At 33.7% G+C, this 16299-nt stretch carries 17 protein-coding genes; 4 read left to right on the forward strand and 13 right to left on the reverse strand.

Going from position 1 to position 16299, the window contains the following annotated elements:
• Window position 1: 1 nt before the first annotated feature.
• The 8 genes from HA144_RS01045 to HA144_RS01080 all read right to left on the reverse strand — a co-directional run bounded on the left by HA144_RS01045 (window position 2) and on the right by HA144_RS01080 (window position 6901).
• Window positions 2–721 carry a ribonuclease H family protein gene (locus tag HA144_RS01045; protein WP_209041672.1) on the reverse strand — a complete coding sequence of 240 codons (720 nt, stop codon included), beginning with the start codon at window positions 719–721 and terminating at the stop codon, window positions 2–4.
• A gap of 47 nt (window positions 722–768) precedes the next feature.
• Window positions 769–1164 (reverse strand): 50S ribosomal protein L7/L12, encoded by a 396-nt coding sequence (gene rplL / locus HA144_RS01050; protein WP_209041674.1) that lies wholly within the window; start codon window positions 1162–1164, stop codon window positions 769–771.
• A 28-nt stretch (window positions 1165–1192) separates the two neighbouring features.
• On the reverse strand, window positions 1193–1720 hold the full coding sequence (gene rplJ / locus HA144_RS01055) for a 50S ribosomal protein L10 (protein WP_209041676.1): 528 nt from the start codon (window positions 1718–1720) through the stop codon (window positions 1193–1195).
• Between the two features lie 191 nt (window positions 1721–1911).
• Window positions 1912–2619: a 50S ribosomal protein L1 gene (gene rplA / locus HA144_RS01060; protein WP_209041678.1), complete on the reverse strand. Its 708-nt coding sequence runs from the start codon at window positions 2617–2619 to the stop codon at window positions 1912–1914.
• Window positions 2620–2683: 64 nt separating this feature from the next.
• Window positions 2684–3109 carry a 50S ribosomal protein L11 gene (gene rplK / locus HA144_RS01065; RefSeq protein ID WP_209041680.1) on the reverse strand — a complete coding sequence of 142 codons (426 nt, stop codon included), beginning with the start codon at window positions 3107–3109 and terminating at the stop codon, window positions 2684–2686.
• Between the two features lie 66 nt (window positions 3110–3175).
• Window positions 3176–3787 (reverse strand): transcription termination/antitermination protein NusG, encoded by a 612-nt coding sequence (gene nusG / locus HA144_RS01070; RefSeq protein WP_011817697.1) that lies wholly within the window; start codon window positions 3785–3787, stop codon window positions 3176–3178.
• Window positions 3788–3841: 54 nt separating this feature from the next.
• Window positions 3842–4084 carry a preprotein translocase subunit SecE gene (secE, locus tag HA144_RS01075; RefSeq protein WP_209041681.1) on the reverse strand — a complete coding sequence of 81 codons (243 nt, stop codon included), beginning with the start codon at window positions 4082–4084 and terminating at the stop codon, window positions 3842–3844.
• A gap of 60 nt (window positions 4085–4144) precedes the next feature.
• Window positions 4145–6901, reverse strand: a complete 2757-nt coding sequence (locus tag HA144_RS01080) for an ATP-dependent Clp protease ATP-binding subunit (RefSeq protein ID WP_209041683.1) — start codon at window positions 6899–6901, stop codon at window positions 4145–4147.
• A gap of 260 nt (window positions 6902–7161) precedes the next feature.
• Between HA144_RS01080 and eno the strand changes: the two genes are divergently transcribed.
• On the forward strand, window positions 7162–8454 hold the full coding sequence (gene eno, locus HA144_RS01085) for a phosphopyruvate hydratase (RefSeq protein WP_209041685.1): 1293 nt from the start codon (window positions 7162–7164) through the stop codon (window positions 8452–8454).
• A 3-nt stretch (window positions 8455–8457) separates the two neighbouring features.
• Here the strand turns inward: eno and HA144_RS01090 are convergent, their stop codons facing one another.
• Window positions 8458–10125 carry an ABC1 kinase family protein gene (locus HA144_RS01090; protein WP_209041687.1) on the reverse strand — a complete coding sequence of 556 codons (1668 nt, stop codon included), beginning with the start codon at window positions 10123–10125 and terminating at the stop codon, window positions 8458–8460.
• Window positions 10122–10439, reverse strand: coding sequence for a hypothetical protein (locus HA144_RS01095; RefSeq protein ID WP_209041689.1), 318 nt, complete (start codon window positions 10437–10439; stop codon window positions 10122–10124). The genes HA144_RS01090 and HA144_RS01095 overlap by 4 nt, the downstream gene beginning before the upstream one ends.
• A gap of 252 nt (window positions 10440–10691) precedes the next feature.
• On the opposite strand from HA144_RS01095, the gene HA144_RS01100 reads away from it, so the two are divergent.
• Complete coding sequence (locus tag HA144_RS01100; protein ID WP_209041691.1) at window positions 10692–11648, forward strand: NAD(P)/FAD-dependent oxidoreductase; 957 nt, start codon at window positions 10692–10694, stop codon at window positions 11646–11648.
• Window positions 11649–11670: 22 nt separating this feature from the next.
• On the opposite strand, the gene HA144_RS01105 is transcribed toward HA144_RS01100, so the two are convergent.
• The 3 genes from HA144_RS01105 to HA144_RS01115 are packed head-to-tail and all read right to left on the reverse strand — an operon-like array spanning window position 11671 to window position 14612.
• Complete coding sequence (locus HA144_RS01105; RefSeq protein ID WP_209041693.1) at window positions 11671–11952, reverse strand: P-II family nitrogen regulator; 282 nt, start codon at window positions 11950–11952, stop codon at window positions 11671–11673.
• A 2-nt stretch (window positions 11953–11954) separates the two neighbouring features.
• A complete protein-coding gene (locus tag HA144_RS01110) occupies window positions 11955–12953 on the reverse strand; it encodes a sodium-dependent bicarbonate transport family permease (protein ID WP_209041695.1) in 999 nt (332 codons plus the stop codon).
• 6 nt (window positions 12954–12959) lie between these two features.
• Window positions 12960–14612, reverse strand: a complete 1653-nt coding sequence (locus HA144_RS01115; protein WP_209041697.1) for a SulP family inorganic anion transporter — start codon at window positions 14610–14612, stop codon at window positions 12960–12962.
• A gap of 223 nt (window positions 14613–14835) precedes the next feature.
• On the opposite strand from HA144_RS01115, the gene hemB reads away from it, so the two are divergent.
• Together hemB and HA144_RS01125 are read left to right on the forward strand one after the other, a co-directional pair.
• On the forward strand, window positions 14836–15837 hold the full coding sequence (gene hemB / locus HA144_RS01120) for a porphobilinogen synthase (protein ID WP_209041699.1): 1002 nt from the start codon (window positions 14836–14838) through the stop codon (window positions 15835–15837).
• A gap of 62 nt (window positions 15838–15899) precedes the next feature.
• Window positions 15900–16286 carry a VOC family protein gene (locus HA144_RS01125; RefSeq protein WP_209041701.1) on the forward strand — a complete coding sequence of 129 codons (387 nt, stop codon included), beginning with the start codon at window positions 15900–15902 and terminating at the stop codon, window positions 16284–16286.
• The last annotated feature ends 13 nt before the right edge of the window (window positions 16287–16299 follow it).

Consider the following 16299-nt stretch of genomic DNA (forward strand, 5'->3'; position numbering starts at 1 on the left):
ATTAGAATTCTTTTTTTTCTATTATCCAATATTTTTTATCTTTAGGAATGAATCTCCAATTACGCCATTCAAAAAGTAAATATTTTTTTATTTTCAATTCGTTTTCTTTACACAATAAATCACTTAGTTCTAGTGAACTTAACAAGTACTTTTTTTCTGCAAATTTTTGCATTAATTCGTTTCTTGACAATAATTTCTGAATATCTGCAGGTCCATTTGTTTCAAACAAGTCAACTGAGGATTCTTCTTCTTGCGATTTAATTACTATAGAAATACCTTTGCTGTAATTAGTTGCAATTTTATCAACCCTATCATTTTGTTTATCCCCGCTATGACCTTTAACAAATTCCATTATTAGGCCATCAATCCTTAATTGATCAATTTTCTGCCATAAATCAAGATTTTGAACTGATTTTCCTGTGCTTGTTTTCCATCCATTTCTTTTCCAATTAATGATCCATTTTGTATATCCCTCAATAACATATTTACTATCAGTTTTTAATTTAAAATTCTCTTTTAATTTATAGGTTTTTAATTTCTCAAGCGTTTTTATAGCTGCGGTAAGTTCCATCCTGTTATTAGTGGTATTTTGCTCGGAACCACCTATCTCTAATTCACTGTTATCGTCAAAAATTATTAAACCACCCCAACCACCTGGGCCTGGATTACCACTGCAGGCTCCATCAGTTGCAGCTTCAATTGCAATACTATCATTATTCATAATTTTTGAAGCCGATATTAAGTTTATCGGCTTGAAAAAATTTACTCTTACTTAAGTGTAACTTTACCGCCAGCTTCTTCAATCTCTTTCTTTAAAGATTCAGCGTCTGCTTTGGCAATTCCTTCTTTTACTGTTTTTGGTGCTGATTCAACAAGTGCTTTCGCATCACCAAGACCAAGACCAGTTGCATTTCTTACAACCTTAAGGACTTTGATTTTTGCAGCTGCATCAAAGCTTTCGAGTACCACATCAAATTCAGTTTTTTCTTCAGCAGCGCCTCCATCTGCATCAGCGCCAGCTGCTCCTGGAGCTGCCATTACTACCCCTGCAGAAGCTGCAGCAGATACGCCAAAAGCCTCTTCAATTTGCTTTACAAGCTCAGATGCTTCTAAAAGTGATAGAGACTTTAATGATTCAAGAATTTCTTCAGTTTTTGCGGACATTTTCTTAAAAGTTAATTAGGGTTTGAATTTAAGATTCTGATTTTTCAGAATGTTGTTTAAGTGATCTAGCAAGTCCAGAAGGCACTTCATTGATAGAGATTGCAATTTTTGTTGCTACTCCATTTAGAGCACCAGCAATTTTTGCCATCAATACTTCTTTAGATGGAAGACTCGCAATTTCTTTTATTTCAGAATTGCTAAGAAGTCTGCCTTCAAATAAAGCTCCTTTGGTTTCGGATTTTTTGGTGTCTTTTTGAAAAGATTGGATCGCTTTTACAGCACCTCCAACATCTTCTTTGATTAAGACAAAAGCATTTGTTCCGGTCAGTAAAGATTCAAGATCATTCCAATTACTATCTCCATCAATTGCTTTTCGCATTAATGAATTTTTAGTAACTTTGCAAATGCCTTTAGTTGTTTGCAATCTAGATCGCAAATCAGACATCTCTTTGATAGTTAAACCTTTATAGTCAAGAACCACAGCCATTTCCGAGTCGTTTAAGAGAGATTTAATCTCACTAACGATTTGTTGCTTATTCTCTAGTGTTCGGCCCATTGTTGTTTTTTTGGATCGTAATTTAGGGAGAGCAGGAAATGCGGCAAAGTCCTTTTAAAGAGGCCGCTTTTATTAGATCCAAAAAGAAATAATTTAAGACGAGTCCTCGGTAGGAATTAAAAATTTAGAATAACTAAATAAACCTACTTTCTTTGGCCGTATTATTGCATTATAAATTATACTACAGAGAGTTAACTTTCAGGTTGGTAATCTTGCACTGCACTGATATCAACTTGAACTGAAGGCCCCATAGTTGAAGTCACATAAAAACTTTTCCAATATTTTCCTTTGGCTCCACTTGGTTTGTTTTTATCAATTGATTCTTGTAAGGTTTTTAAGTTATCAAATAGGTCCTCTTTCGTAAAACTTGCTTTTCCGAAGCGAACATGAACGATGCCTGCTTTATCTGCTCTAAATTCGAGCTTACCAGCTTTGAATTCTTTTATTGCATTACTAATATCATTGGTCACTGTCCCAGCTTTTGGATTAGGCATTAAACCTCTAGGTCCTAAAACTCTTCCTAATTTTGCAACCTTTGGCATCATATCTGGAGTTGCAATAAGCAGATCAAATTCCATATTTCCTTTATTTATGCTTTCCACAAGATCTTCTTCACCAAATAAATCTGCACCAGCAGACTTAGCTTTCGATACATTCTCACCGCTTGTGATTACAGCGATCTTGATACTTTGGCCAGTACCATGTGGTAATGCAACTGTGGTCCTTAATTGTTGATCAGTATATTTTGGATCAATACCTAGACGTATATGCGCTTCAATAGTTTCATCAAATTTAGCGTTGGCATTTTCCTTGATAATACTAAGAGCTTCTAGTGGAGCGTAAATGCGATCTTCTATCTTTGTTGATAGAGCCGCCATTCTTTTTGATAGTTTTTTCATAGTAATTTTGGGTGCAAACGGTTATTAATAACCTCCCCTAAATAGTGAGTAAGTTTTTTTGAACTCAATCAGTAATAGAGACGCCCATATTACGAGCAGTACCCTCAATTACTTTCATAGCTGATTCAATATTAGAACAGTTTAGATCAGGAAGCTTAGTTTTGGCTATTTCTTCTAATTGAGATTTACTTATATTCCCAACAGAGCCTTTTGCAGATTCACCAGATCCTTTCTCTATCCCAGCCGCTTTTGTGATTAAAACTGAGGCTGGAGGTGTTTTTGTTATGAAAGTAAAGCTTCTATCTTCAAAAACAGAAATCTCAACTGGAATTACAAAACCTGCTTTATCTTGGGTCCTAGCATTGTATTCTTTACAAAATGCCATAATATTGACACCATGTTGTCCTAAAGCTGGGCCTACTGGAGGAGCAGGATTCGCTTTGCCTGCTTGTAGAGCAAGCTTGATAACTGCAACAATTTTTTTTGCCATTAGATTTGAGAATTTAAGCTGAGGTAGAAAATCATCATTTTACTAGATAAACAAAACTATTAGAAATTAATTTTGTTTATTGATTTGGGAGAACTCTAATTCTACAGGAGTCTCGCGCCCAAATATCGAAAGTAATGCTTTTAATTTATTTCTTTCCCCGGAAACTTCTATAACTTCTCCCTGGAAATCCTTAAATGGACCACTAGTTACTATGATCCTATCTTTTTCTTCAATATCTAATTTGATTACAGCCTTTTTCTCTGATGCGCGCTTAAAGATCCTATTAACTTCTTGTCTGGATAATGGTCGAGGTTTGATATGACCTCGTGATCTTCCGCTACCTCTACCATCTTCAGCACCAACAAAGTTAATTACATTTGGAGTACTTTTTACAGCCATCATTGTATCTTCGTCCAAAATCATTCTTACGAGGACATAACCTGGGAAAACTTTTTCTTCAGTAGTTTGTCTACTACCATCTTTCTTTAATTTAATTCCAGGAGTCTGGGGAATTTCAATTTCAATAATCCGATTATTAACACCCAAAGTTACTGATCTCTGCTCAAGGGTCGCTTTTACTTTTTTTTCACAGCTTGATGCTACTTGAACTGCATACCATCTCGCGATGCTAGTATTAGCTTTTGAAGAAGCAAGGTTTGTAGTCAATTCATTACTCATTTTTTTTTTTGAAGTTTATTAAGATCTTTATTTAAATGGATATTCAGGGGTAATTTAACCAAAAATTTGAGAGGCTGCCCATCCATAGAATCTGCTGACAGAGGCTATGGCTGCCGCAGAAAAAGATACCATAATTATAACCGCTACTGATTCACTAAAAAGTTGTTGTTTGTTTGGCCATACGACAAGTTTGAGCTCATTGTAGGTAGAACTAAAAAAATTATCCTTTTTTTTAGGCTCTTCTATTTCAGGGGAATCTTTTTTAAGAGGTTCTTTATTAGTAGTGGGACTTGTCACAAGATTTTTTGTAATTAAGCTTTATGCTTTATCTATTATTTTAGCTTATTGATTTACTCCTCAGCTAGGTTTAAAAAAAATCTCATTCTTTTTAGAAGGGTTAAGTTTTATTGTGATATTTTTTTTGTTTTTAAAGTTATCCTCTAAAAGTTTTGCAGCTAAGGGATTTTCTATCTGTCTTCTAAGCTCCCTGCTAAGTGGCCTAGCACCATATTCAGGTTCGTAAGAATCGGTTGCAATTTTATTAATAACTTTTTTATCTATATTGATATTGATTTTCTGTTCAAGAAGTAGGTTTTTTAAATCTTCTGTTTGTAAAATAATTATTTTTTGAAGTTCATCAATAGATAATGGATCAAACTTTACTACTTCATCAATTCTATTTAAAAATTCTGGTCTAAAAATTGAAGATAATGTATTACTAATAGAATCTTCAAGAGTTTGTTGATCCTTCTCTAACTTTCCCTCACTTTTAGAAATTTTTTGTGAATACTCAAGTATAGATTTACCAGCTAGGTTACTTGTCATAATGATTACTGTATTTTTGAAGTCCACAGTCCTTCCTTGAGAGTCCGTTAATCTTCCTTCATCTAAGACTTGTAAAAGGATATTAAATACTTCTGTATGTGCTTTTTCTATCTCATCAAGAAGTATTACTGAATAGGGTTTACGTCTTACAGCTTCAGTTAATTGACCACCCTCTTCATAACCAATATAACCTGGAGGAGCTCCCAAAAGTCTTGCTACGGCGTTTTTCTCCATATATTCACTCATATCTAATCTTAAAAGTGCGTCTTCTTCATCAAATAAAGCTGTAGCAAGAGATTTTGCTAATTCTGTTTTGCCAACACCTGTAGGACCCATAAATAAAAAAGATCCAATAGGTCTTTTAGGACTTTTCATGCCAACGCGAGCTCTTCTAATCGCAGCAGAGACAGTTTCAATAGCTTTTTCTTGTCCAATAACTTTTTCACTTAGTTCTGTTTCAAGATTGACTAATTTCTTACGTTCATTTGAAACTACTTTGGAAATTGGAATACCTGTGATTTTTGAGATAACATCAGCAATATCGTCAGGTTCAACTTGATATTTAAAAGGGAAATTTCTATTTTTCTTTATTTTACTAAAGTTCACTTCAACTTTTTGTATTTTATTCTCTATTTCACTTAAATCTTTTTCAAGCTTTTCTAAGTGATCTAAATCATTTTCAATTTCGCGATTTGATTTATCTTTAATTTGTTTGGTTAGCTTATCTTCTTCTTTCATCAAAATAGATAATTTCTCCATTTCTTCCCTCAAATTGTCCCAATTGTCCAAAAGAACGTTCAATTTCTCCTCTGATTGTTTTCTCATATCAGATAGTTTTTCTTGAGCTTCATTATTGTCTCCTTCCCAATTATTCAGTTTTTCATCAATAGTATGAAGTTTGTTTTCTAGTTGGAGAATTATTTGAGGCTTATTATTAAAATCGATTTTTAACTGTGCAGCTGCTTCATCAATTAAATCTATTGCTTTATCAGGAAGACATTTATCGCTGATGTATCTGTCGGCCAATTTTGCAGAATGTTTTACAGCCTCTTCAGAAATTTTTATGCCATGGTGTGATTCATATTTCTTTTTGATACCTTGCAGTATTGTTGCGCTTAATTCTACTGAAGGTTCATTAACTGCTATCTTTTGAAAGCAATTATTCAATGCCTGATCTTTTTCAATAGTTTCACGAAATTTCTCAGGTGTTGTTGTACCGATACATCTAAGTTCTCCTTCAGATAGTAAAGGTTTTAAAATATTACTAATGTCGGTAGAGGATCTGTCAGAACTCAATATTGAGTGAATTTCATCAATAAATAGAATCATTCCTTGGCTTGGATTGTTAAGTTCCTGCAATATTAGGCTTAGTCGTTCCTCTAGTTGGCCTCTAAATTTTGTTCCAGAAACTAAAGCACCTAAGTCAAGTGAAATAATTTTTAAGTCTTTTAAAGAATCAGGAACTTTTTTGTCTACAATTAATTGCGCAAGTAATTTTGCAATTGAGGTTTTACCAACTCCAGGATTGCCAATAAGTATAGGATTATTTTTGTTTCTTCTGCAGAGTACCCTCATTAAATTATTGATCTCATTTTCTCTTCCTAAAACAGGATCCAGTAAGCCTTTTTTGGCTGATTCTGTTAAATCTTTACCATAAATTGAAAGAGCATTCTCATCTTTTTCAACTTGTTTTTTGGTTTCAATTTGAAGTTCACTTTTGGGTAATGTAACAATAGCTTTTTCAAATTTTTCATCTTTAACTAAAGTCTCTTTGTTTGATTCAAAATTAGATTGATTATTAATCTCAATTACGTTCTCGTAATTAAAAGAATCTTTTGATTGATTAATATTTGGAAAAAACTTTAATTCTTCCTCTAATTTTTCCATTGAAAGATTGCCTTCTTCAAAAACATAATTTCCAATTCTTAAATCCCTTCCAAGAGCAATTAGTAAATGAGGGATTTCTATTAATTTCGATCCCCATTGAATTTTAATCTGATTCGCATTATCTAATAAAATTTCTAAATCTTCTCCGATAGTAAAAATATCTGACTCATTTGTTGGTGTCTCTTCTAAAAAATCTTCTGTTATGTCTAAAACTATATCTTGGTCGATTGATAATTTTTCAATGAAAGCAAAGAATTCACTTGATGAGAACAACGTATGAATTATGTGTTCAATATTAAATTCGCTATGATCCCATTTTTTTGCGGTTTCTTCCCCTAATAAAAGAAGATTCCAACTGATATCGCTAAAAAGTTCAGGACTGGATGTAAGTGTTTCTCTCATAAACTATAAAAACTATAGTTGATTATTAATTAATATTCTAAATAGGATATGCAATAATAATCATCCAATAATTTTAAATTGTAAGATGAATTTGAAAAATATGTTTATGACAAGGGTTGCTGGGACTTTTGAATTAATAAAAGCTTTAACTAATATCTAAGTTGTTCTGAAATTGAAATTATATTTGGTTAACATATATATTTCAGATGTTAGCCAAATAGTTCAGCTATTAATAGGATTTAAATAGTAATAATTAAATTGTGAAAGAAACTATTGATTTTCTTATTGATACTATTGAAGCAAGGCAAGTCCTTGATTCAAGAGGTAATCCAACTGTAGAGGCAGAAGTGTTTTTGGAATGTGGTGCAAGTGGTAGAGCAATTGTTCCAAGCGGAGCTAGCACTGGTGCTCATGAGGCACATGAATTAAGAGATGGTGGCTCAAAATATATGGGAAAAGGTGTTATGAATGCTGTTAATAAAATTCATGAAACAATATCCCCTGCGTTATGTGGTTTGTCAGCTTTAGATCAAACTGCAGTAGATAAATTAATGATTGAAATTGATGGAACTCCTAATAAGTCCAACCTTGGAGCAAATTCAATCCTTGCAGTAAGTCTCGCAACTGCCAGAGCATCAGCAAATGCTTTAGAAATTCCCCTATATAGGTATCTTGGAGATCCATTATCCAATCTTCTTCCAGTCCCATTGATGAATGTAATAAATGGTGGTGCTCATGCACCAAATAGTCTTGATTTTCAGGAATTTATGCTCGTCCCACATGGAGTTAATAATTTCAGTGAATCATTAAGAATGGGTACTGAAATTTTTCACTCATTAAAATCATTACTTGACCAAAAAGGTTTATCTACTGCGGTAGGCGATGAGGGTGGATTCGCGCCTAATTTGTCATCAAGCGAAGAAGCAGGAGACTTATTATTAGAAGCAATCCATAAAGCTGGATTTAAGCCTGGTGAGCAGGTATCTTTAGCTTTAGATGCAGCTAGTACTGAATTTTATAGTGATGGTATCTATAAATATGAAGGGAAAAGTTTAAATAGTTCTGAAATGATTTCATATCTTTCAAGATTAGTTTCTAATTATCCAATAGTTTCAATAGAGGATGGTTTAGCGGAGGATGATTGGGAGGGTTGGTCAGAATTAAATAAAGAACTAGGAAATAAAGTTCAGCTTGTAGGTGATGATTTATTCGTTACTAATACAGAAAGGTTAAGGAAAGGGATTATGGAAAAATCTGCCAACTCAATCCTAATAAAGGTAAATCAAATTGGAACATTAACTGAAACTTTGGAAGCTATTGATTTAGCTAAAATGTCTGGTTTCACGAGTGTTATAAGTCATAGAAGCGGTGAGACTGAAGATACAACAATTGCTGATTTATCTGTCGCCACAAGATCTGGTCAGATCAAGACAGGCTCTTTGAGTAGAAGTGAAAGGATTGCAAAATACAACAGGCTTTTAAAAATTGAAGAGGAATTAGGAAATCAAGCAAGATTTGCCGGAGCTTTAGGTTTAGGTCCAAAAAATATATAGTTTTTAGCGCTTAAGTTTTTCTAAACGTGAGCCTTTTCTCATACTTAGTTGGCATTTTATCCAATCAATACTTATTGGTAGTGCAAAAAAAAGTGGCAACAATGCAAAATTATTTTGTTTATTAGTTACAAGTAAAGCAGATGCAATTGATAAGCTTCCTATAAGAATTGAATGGCCTAAAGTTTTTTGAGCAGTAAACATTTTTTTGAATTGCCGATCAGACTCTCCCATTCTTATTTGCAATTGTAAATCGCCCTGCTCTAATCTTTCTAAACTTTCATCTATTCTTTTTGGAATTCCAACAGCTTTCGATCCTAGTTCACCTACTTGTTTTCCAAATTGGTTAATTAAATCGTTGGGAGTTTGATTATTTGAAGTCATAAGTTCTATTAAATAAGGCTTGGTCACTGATACAAGGTTAAACCCTGGGTCAAGCATTCTACCAACTCCTTCAAAAGTTGATAGAGCTCTCATCACAAAGATTAAATCTACTGGCAGTTGAAATGGTGTTTCATAAACAAGTTCGTATAAATCTCCAGATAATTTTTCAATAATATTTGGACTAAATGGTGGAGTTAAGGCTTCTTTAAGCATCAATCTAACTAATCTTCTGACTGGTCCTACATCAATATCTTTTGAAATTAGCCCAGCTTGTTGTAATTGACTAACAAGTGATGAGGCATCTCTTAAAGCAGCAGCCTTAACCATCCCCCCTAATCTTGTTTGAAGATTATTTGAGATATTGCCCATCATTCCAAAATCATAAAAAATCAATTTACCTTCATTTGAAACTGCTAGATTCCCTGGATGAGGGTCTGCATGAAAAAAACCGTAATTTACTAATTGTTTTAAATAGCTTATTGCACCTATTTCTGCAATTTTTGGTAAATCAATTTCTTGTGTTTGTAATTTTTCTAAGTCGCTTATTTTTGTTCCTTCTAGATAACTTAAACAAAGTACTTTTTCACTGCTCATATCCCAAATTACTTCAGGAACTACAATGTTTTCATCATCAAGAAATTGCTGTCTAAATCTTGCTGCATATTGTGCTTCACAATTAAAATCAAGTTCCTTAATGAGAACTTTCCTACACTCTTTAGCAATCTCAACCCAGTTTCTACCTCGACTCCAATTCTTATTTTTCTGCAACAAACCTGCTATTTGCTGCATTATGCCTAAATCGATAATAAACAATTCTTTTAAATTGGGTCTTTGGACTTTAAATGCTACTTTCTTACCATCTTTTAAAGTTGCCTTATGAACCTGAGCAAGTGAAGCTGATCCAACCGGATCAATTATTATTTCATCTATTTCATTAAACTTAGATCCAAGTTCTTCTCTAATAGTTTCTTCAACTTGGGCAAATGAAAAATTAGGAACTTGATCCTGCAATTTAGACAATTCCTGTATCCATGTATTAGGAATTAAATCAGGTCTCGCTGATAATAGTTGCCCAATTTTAATAAATGCTGAACCAAGCTTTATTAATTGATTAGTAAACCACCTAGCTCTTTTAATTTGGACCTTACTTTTTTCATTGCTCTTAGTTTGAAAAATTGTAAATCTAATATTATCTATCCATAAATTTATTAAAAGCAAAATCAGAGTTATCCAAATAAGAAAGGCCCTCTTCAATTTTTTTAAAAGATAACGAAGAATGTGATAACTCATTTAATTTGATTATTTATCTTTTTATTAATGAGATCAATTTGCTTATGGATACCTTCAATTTCATTTAAAGCTTTTTTTATTTTGGAATCTTTAGAAGAATTTGTGGACTCATTTTCTTGAATATTTTCGGCTTTCTCCATTCTTGAGGCTTCTTCGATTATGGATTCTTTCAAGCTATCAAATTCTTTTTTAAGAATTTCTGGAGCATCCTGAGCAATATTTGTTGCTTCTTCAATTTTTTCAAATAATATCTCGTTTAATTTTTCGGTTAATTTCTTAATAGCAGCTTTTAAAAGGTAATCAGAGTTGGTCATGAAAAATATAATGTTTCTACGGCAATTGATTTTTTCTATATGACCTAATAATAGATCAATACAGAACATTTCACGTAACTGATCATTTTGATAATTAATTTTTTATATTTTCCTATGTAAGTTTGTTTCTATATTATGCTTTTTTCTTTTTTTTCTTTTAACTTATATCTATATGAAGGTTAGGTATTTACATTAAAGATATCTTCTAACCAAGAACTCATCTAATTAGCTATTAAAAGGAGTTTTATTAAATTGGAAATCATTGAGTCAGATGTAGTTATTATCGGAGGAGGTCCTGCCGGATGTACTTGCGCACTTTATACATCTCGTTCAAACTTAAAGACAGTAATTTTAGATAAAAATCCATCTGTTGGCGCCTTAGCGATAACTCATCAAATAGCTAATTACCCCGGTGTTCCTGTTGATATAAGTGGGGATAAATTACTTACCCTAATGAGAGAACAGGCTGTGCAATACGGAACAGACTATAGAAGAGCACAAGTTTTTGGAATAGACGCTAGTGGAGAATGGAAAATGGTTTATACACCAGAAGGCACTTTCAAAGCTAAAGCACTTGTACTTGCAAGTGGAGCCATGGGTAGGCCTGCTTCATTTAAGGGTGAATCTGATTATCTTGGCAAAGGAGTAAGTTATTGCGCTACATGTGATGGGGCTTTTTATAAAAATAGAGAAGTCGCCGTTGTTGGAGTGAACAAGGAGGCAATTGAAGAGGCAACTGTTTTAACTAAATTTGCATCAACTGTGCATTGGATTACATCAAGTGATCCTAAATCAGACAATGAAGAAGCGATGGAATTGATGGATAATTCAAATATAAAACATTGGAGTAGAACAAGATTATTGGAAATATTAGGTGATGATATGGGCGTGAATGGGGTTGTTGTAAAAAATAAACAAGAAGAAAATCCTATCAACTTAAATTTAGATGGAGTCTTTGTCTATATGAGCGGTTCAAAGCCTATTACTGATTTTTTAGGGGATCAAATTGCTTTAAAAGAAGACGGAGGAGTTATTGTGGATGACTTTATGTCTACTAACTCTGATGGAGTATGGGCTATTGGAGATATAAGAAATACACCATTCAAGCAAGCCGTAGTTGCGGCTTCTGATGGATGTATAGCTGCAATGTCAATTGATAGATATCTAAATAGTAGAAAAAATATAAGAGTCGATTGGATTCATTCTTAAAAATAAATATTTCTTCCTTAATTTAAAGGGGTGTTGCTTCAGAAATATAAGCGACTCCTCCGTAGTAGCTTAAATCGTCCCTGATGTTATCTCTCATTTTATCTATTATTTCTTGCTCACAAAAAACAATTACATGAGCATTTGCTCCTAATCCTGTAAATTCCATATCTTCAGTAACAACTCTTTCAGGCCCTCTGCCTGTGGCGTGTTTCATAACTGTATATCCGGGAACATTTGCTTTTTCTAAAGTTTTAATGATTGCATCAAGTTCTCTTTCACTAAAAATTAGGTCTAATCTTTTCATTTTTATAAAGGGGAAAGTGGGATAATGGTATTTACTAAACTCATGTATATGGGAATGCCAAGAACTATATTGAATGGAAAAGTTAGACCTAGTGTTGTTGAAATATAATAACTAGATTTAGCTTCTGGAACTGTCATCCTCATAGCTGCAGGAACTGCTAAATAAGAGGCGCTTGCACATAAAACCACAAATAAAAGTGCGTTGCCAGGTCCTAATGATAAAAATCTTGCAACAAAAACACCTATAAATGCATTAAATAGAGGCATGAAAATTGCAAAGCCAATCAAGAACGAACCTGCATTTTTCAGCCTAGGTAATCTTTGAGCAGCGACTATTCCCATATCTAATAGGAAGAAGCATTCTGCTCCATAGAATAATTGACCAGTAAATGGCTCCATTTTTGTAATACCAGAGGGATTACTGGAAGCAGTCAGAAATCCCACAATTAAGCTTGAAAGTAATAAATAAACAGATCCATTCAAAAGGGATTCATGTAATATTGCGCTTAGATGCATTTTTCTTGATTTTGGTCTATTTTTTGGAGCTGCAAATTTTACTAGTAATAATCCAACAATTATTGCAGGTGATTCCATTAAAGCTAAGGCGCCAACCATAAACCCATCAAAAGCTATTTTTTGACTTTCTAAAAAACTTTCTGCAGAAATAAATGTAACTGCGCTTATTGAACCATATGCTGCTGCTATTGCTGCTGAATTAAAGACATCAAATTTAAATCTTAAAATTAAAAATCCAATCAGCGGGATTAAAAGTGACATTAGTATTGCAGCGCTTAAAGTCGGCAATACTTGATCAGTAAACCCACTTTTCTGTATCTCTATACCTCCTTTAAACCCAATAGCTAATAGCAGATACAAGGAGAAGAGTTTAGGCAATGGAGCTGGTATTTCTAAATCAGATTTAAAGATTACTGATATTGCTCCAATTAAAAAGAAAAGAACTGGCGGGGCTAATACATTTTGCAGAATTGGATTTATTTCCATAAATTATTAGGCTATTTCATTTAAAGCGGTTTCTAAAGCTTCTTTTCTTGTCTGAATGATGCCTTCAACTCCAAACTTAGCTAATCTATCCTTTACTTTTTCATTCGCACCAGCAACAAATGCTTTTCTAGAATTATTTTTTGCTTCTTGCATCATATCCTCAATTGCCAGAGTCGCCGTCACTCCAAGTCTTGGCACATCAGTGATATCTAATATCAAAACCTTATAGTTTCTTACTAGCATCATTCTCTCAGATATACCTTTTGCTGCTCCAAAACTAAGTGGTCCTTTAAGTCTGAATAACATTACTTCCCCTGAACATCTATCTAGGAGTGCTTTTTCATCATCAGGTAATGCATTTTTAGCTTGATCATCTTTTGATAAAGGATTATCCTCATCCATTCCTTCTAGTTGGGTTTCGGTTATTGAATCAATAGTGAGCATATTTGCTATGAATACACCGACTAAAACTGCCCAAATTAGATCCCAAAAAACAGTCATTAGAAGTACGCCGTACATTACTACTGAAGTTTTTAAAGATAATTTGTGAGCCCTCCTCAAGAATCCCCAATCAATAATGTCTAAACCTACTTTTATAAGGATACCTGCTAGCAAAGCAGTTGGTATTTGCTCAGCTAAAGGTCCAGCACCAACTAAGACTATTAATAATACGACAGAGTGAACCATACCAGAAATGGGAGTTGAGCCTCCAGATTTAACATTTATGACTGTTCTCATTGTTGCTCCTGCTCCAGGTAAACCTGAAAACAGACCTGCAATAGCATTACCTATCCCTTGACCAATAAGTTCTCTATCTGAATTATGTTTTGTTTGAGAGATATTGTCTGCTACTAGAGATGTCAGTAAAGAGTCAATAGCGCCAAGTACAGCGAGGACTAATCCTGCCTTGAAAATAATTGGAAAATATTGATTAAAACTTGGGAAATTTAAAGATGGTACGCCCCTTGGGATTTCTCCAATTCTATCAATAGCTCCGTCTCCAAAAATTAAAATTGATATTGGAGTTACTATTAATAAGGCCAATAGAGGAGAAGGCACCCATTGACTTATTTTTCTAGGAGTTAGAAATACTATTCCTAGTGTCATTATTGCTACTCCAATAGCAGCACCATTGGGCTGGAAATTTGAAAATACAGTAGTTAAAGATTCGACTACTCCCCCTCGAGTGCTAATTCCAAGTAATGGACCAATCTGAAGCGCAATGATTATTACTCCAATACCAGACATGAATCCTGAGACAACAGAATATGGAACTAACGTAATGTATTTCCCTAGTTTTAGAATCCCGAATAATATTTGTAGTATGCCGCCAATTACTACAGCTGCCATCACTAAAGGTAAAATTTGTCCTGCAGATAAATCTCTTGGAACTCCTACAGCTGCTAAGCCTGCTACTACACCAGCAACAGTTACACTCATGGGACCGGTAGGCCCACTAACTTGAGCTGGTGTCCCGCCGAATAATGCTGCTAAAAAACCAACTACTACTGCCCCATATAGTCCATAAATTGCTCCGCCAGGTCCTAACGCAGCGTTACCAAAAGCAAGAGCGAGAGGTAAAGCCACCACTGCAGCTGTGATCCCTCCAAGAATATCGCCTCTTACATTCTTCAGATGAAATCCATTAATTATTTTCAAAGATACTCTCCTTAAAATAAACACTTAACTAAAAGATATTATCTCTTTATGACGTAAATTTGTGAAAAATGAAGTTTGTGCAAAATATTTTTGTAACTTTTTTTGCTCTTACTAAATAAATTTTAGTTAATTTTCCTGAACAAAAGTAGTCTCTGATTGATTTATGTGCGAGGCGAGCGATTAATGTATTAGATAAATATTTTTCAATTTAAATAATATTCAAATGAATTCGATTATTCGTCCTAGAAGATTAAGAAGAACTGAAGCAATTAGAGAAATGGTAAGAGAAAACCATTTAAAGCCTTCGGACTTTATATATCCATTATTTATTCATGAAAAAGATTTTAAAGAGGAAATTTCAGCAATGCCCGGAACTTATAGATGGGATATTCATGGCTTAATAAAGGAGGTTGCTAGGGCATGGGAATTGGGGATAAGGTGTGTGGTTCTTTTCCCAAAAATTAACGATAGTTTAAAGACTGAAGATGGAGCAGAATGTTTTAATGAAGACGGTTTAATTCCTAAAGCTATTCGAATATTAAAAAAAGAGATTCCAGAAATGGCAATAATGACAGATGTTGCCTTGGACCCATACTCTTGTGATGGTCATGATGGATTAGTTGATGAAACTGGAAAAATATTGAACGACGAAACAATCGAAATTTTAAAAAAACAAGCTTTAACACAAGCAAGAGCTGGAGCAGATTTTATTGGCCCTAGTGACATGATGGATGGGAGAGTTGGAGCTATCAGAGCTGCTCTTGATAGTCAAGGATTTAGTGATGTAGGTATTATTAGTTACACAGCAAAATATTCATCTGCTTATTATGGACCATTTAGAACTGCTTTAGATTCGGCTCCTAGAGAAAATAGTAAGAAAATAATTCCAGATAATAAGTCTACATATCAAATGGACCCTGCCAATTCAAAAGAGGCTTTAATTGAATCTGCATTGGATCAGTATGAAGGAGCTGATATTTTGATGGTAAAACCAGGAATTTCATATTTGGATATTGTCTATAGATTAAGCACTTTTTCAAATAAACCTATAGCTGCATACAACGTTAGTGGGGAGTATTCCATGGTAAAGTCTGCTGCTATGAAGAACTGGATTAACGAAAAAGATATTGTTTTAGAAACATTGCTTAGTTTTAAAAGAGCAGGAGCAAAATTAATACTCACTTATCATGCTTGTGATGCATCTCAATGGTTGCAGGATAATTAAAAACTCATTATTAATAAAAATTTGGTTTATTCTTAGATAAGTAATAAATTAACTGCTTTGTTTTGAAGTTTTCACAAGGAGTAAATAGGATTGGTCACATTGCACTTAGAGTAGAGAATCTCGAAAGGGCGAAATCTTTTTATATTAAGCTTGGTATGAATTTAGTTTGGGACGATAAAGATTGGTCTTATTTAGAAGTTGGTAAAGGGAAAGATGGACTTGCGTTGTTAGGCCCTAGCTATAAAGCTGCAGGGCCGCACGTTGCTTTTCATTTTGAAAATAAAAAAGAAGTGGAAAATATTCAAAATGATTTAAAAAATTCTGGTGTAAAAGTTGGGCCTTTACATGAGCATAGAGATGGAACAGCATCTTTTTATATGAAGGATACTGAAGGAAACTGGCTTGAGATGCTTTATGTTCCTCCTGAAGGAATTCAATCGAATGTTTGATTCTTTTTTTTTG

Source organism: Prochlorococcus marinus XMU1404, assembly GCF_017696175.1.
Lineage (GTDB): Bacteria > Cyanobacteriota > Cyanobacteriia > PCC-6307 > Cyanobiaceae > Prochlorococcus_A > Prochlorococcus_A marinus_X.

Excerpts from the sequence above, each read along its gene's own strand:
- HA144_RS01045 (WP_209041672.1), bottom strand. The coding sequence starts at position 721 with ATGAATAATGATAGTATTGCAATTGAAGCTGCAACTGATGGAGCCTGC.
- rplL (WP_209041674.1), bottom strand. The coding sequence starts at position 1,164 with ATGTCCGCAAAAACTGAAGAAATTCTTGAATCATTAAAGTCTCTATCA.
- rplJ (WP_209041676.1), bottom strand. The coding sequence starts at position 1,720 with ATGGGCCGAACACTAGAGAATAAGCAACAAATCGTTAGTGAGATTAAA.
- rplA (WP_209041678.1), bottom strand. The coding sequence starts at position 2,619 with ATGAAAAAACTATCAAAAAGAATGGCGGCTCTATCAACAAAGATAGAA.
- rplK (WP_209041680.1), bottom strand. The coding sequence starts at position 3,109 with ATGGCAAAAAAAATTGTTGCAGTTATCAAGCTTGCTCTACAAGCAGGC.
- nusG (WP_011817697.1), bottom strand. The coding sequence starts at position 3,787 with ATGAGTAATGAATTGACTACAAACCTTGCTTCTTCAAAAGCTAATACT.
- HA144_RS01080 (WP_209041683.1), bottom strand. The coding sequence starts at position 6,901 with ATGAGAGAAACACTTACATCCAGTCCTGAACTTTTTAGCGATATCAGT.
- HA144_RS01090 (WP_209041687.1), bottom strand. The coding sequence starts at position 10,125 with ATGAGTTATCACATTCTTCGTTATCTTTTAAAAAAATTGAAGAGGGCC.
- HA144_RS01095 (WP_209041689.1), bottom strand. The coding sequence starts at position 10,439 with ATGACCAACTCTGATTACCTTTTAAAAGCTGCTATTAAGAAATTAACC.
- HA144_RS01105 (WP_209041693.1), bottom strand. The coding sequence starts at position 11,952 with ATGAAAAGATTAGACCTAATTTTTAGTGAAAGAGAACTTGATGCAATC.
- HA144_RS01110 (WP_209041695.1), bottom strand. The coding sequence starts at position 12,953 with ATGGAAATAAATCCAATTCTGCAAAATGTATTAGCCCCGCCAGTTCTT.
- hemB (WP_209041699.1), top strand. The coding sequence starts at position 14,836 with ATGAATTCGATTATTCGTCCTAGAAGATTAAGAAGAACTGAAGCAATT.